Source organism: Synechococcus sp. H60.1 (genome assembly GCF_047462335.1).
Classification (GTDB): Bacteria; Cyanobacteriota; Cyanobacteriia; order Thermostichales; family Thermostichaceae; genus Thermostichus.
In genome coordinates this window covers 4,008-5,119 of sequence record NZ_JANSJA010000114.1, presented here as the reverse complement: position 1 = coordinate 5,119, position 1,112 = coordinate 4,008, and the positions used below count along the sequence as shown (strand labels likewise).

Sequence of the window (1,112 nt, the reverse complement as noted above, 5' to 3'; positions counted from 1 at the left end):
TGGGGGTGAGGGGGATCATGTCTCGAACTGGTCGGAAATAAACTACAGAGAACGACGATGGAATCTTTCGAGCCTTTACAGCAGTTTTTACCGCAAGTCTGGTTTTTTATCCTCGGTCTCTTCCTCTTCCTTTATGTTCTGCTAGATGGATTTGACTTGGGGGTTGGCATCCTCTCCCTGACGGCTTCTAGCGAGACCCGCCGCAGCATTCTCATGACCAGCCTGGGCAATGTCTGGGATGCCAACGAGACCTGGCTGGTGTTGATGGGGGGATCCTTATTTGGAGCCTTTCCCCTTGCCTACGCCACCATTCTCAACGCTCTCTACATTCCGCTGGTGATCATGGTGGTGGGCCTGATCTTGCGGGCTGTCTCTTTCGAGTTTCGGGAGAACGCCGACAACAAGCTGGTGTGGAACCTCGCCTTCGGGGTGGGCAGCTTTTTGGCGGCCTTGGGCCAGGGGTTTGCCTTGGGCAGCGTCTTCGAAGGGATCCGCGTCGACGAAGCCGGCCACTTTGCCGGCAGCCCTTGGGATTGGCTGACCTGGCGCACGGTGTTGGTGGCTCTTACCTTGATCCAGGGCTACGTGTTAATCGGCTCGGCCTATCTGATCGTTAAGACCACCGGCGAGCTGCAGAAAACCTACTACAAGACAGCAACCATCGCCACCTGGACAACGTTGCTGGGGGCAGTGTTTATCACCATCAGCACCCCCATCATGTCGGAGCAGGCGCGCGCTCAGCTTTTCTCGCCTCCTCTTTTCTATATCTTTGCTGCCATCCCCGTTTTGGGACTTTTGTTGGTGGCTCTGTTGCTGCGCAGCCTGCGGCGGCGAGAAGAAAATAGCGTTTTGGTTTACACTTTTTTAATCTTTGCCCTTTCTTTTATCGGCCTGGGGTTTATGGTTTTCCCCAACATTATTCCTCCCAGCGTCACCATCTATGAAGCAGCCGCTTCTCCCAGTTCACTGGTGTTTATGCTCACCTTTATTGGCTTCTTGATCCCGGTTATTTTGTCCTACAACATCTACAACTATGTGGTGTTCCGGGGCAAGATCGTGGTGCAGGAAGCAACGCCAGAAGAGGCCAAAGTTTCGGAGGCAGCTTAAACCCA

Annotated in this window: 1 protein-coding gene; it reads left to right on the top strand. The window is 53.9% G+C overall.

Annotated elements, in window-relative coordinates; all coding sequences use genetic code 11:
- The first annotated feature begins 57 nt into the window (after window positions 1-57).
- Window positions 58-1,107 carry a cytochrome d ubiquinol oxidase subunit II gene (cydB, locus tag NW852_RS06350; RefSeq protein WP_414365090.1) on the top strand — a complete coding sequence of 350 codons (1,050 nt, stop codon included), beginning with the start codon at window positions 58-60 and terminating at the stop codon, window positions 1,105-1,107.
- The last annotated feature ends 5 nt before the right edge of the window (window positions 1,108-1,112 follow it).